We start from the raw sequence: 332 nt of genomic DNA on the forward strand, positions 1-332 counted from the left end.
AAAAAATACTTTCAATTAATTCATTTGTGTGTTTTCCACCATGACCATGAACTAATTTAATAGCTTCATTCATTATTCTTTATACCCCCCATATTTATAATAAATAGAACAAGACCCTCCTGAAGACACCATACAGGGCCCAACTGGAGACTCTGGAATACATTCTCCACCAAAAAACTCACAATCATAAGGAAGCTTTTTCCCTAATATGATTTCACTGCATATACAATCACTTTTATTTTTTTCTTCTATTGTCAATTTAAATTTATTTACAGCATCAAATTCTTCATATTTTCTATTTAAATACAAACCCGATTTTTCAATTTTGCCAA

1 pseudogene is annotated in these 332 nt (G+C 29.8%); it reads right to left on the reverse strand.

The window, feature by feature from the left end:
• Positions 1–72 precede the first annotated feature (72 nt).
• Positions 73–332 (reverse strand): annotated as a pseudogene (locus tag ACJDU8_RS25790) (hydrogenase formation protein HypD); the annotation flags it as partial.

The sequence above is a fragment of the Candidatus Clostridium eludens genome, assembly GCF_045310515.1.
Lineage (GTDB): Bacteria > Bacillota > Clostridia > Clostridiales > Clostridiaceae > Clostridium_B > Clostridium_B eludens.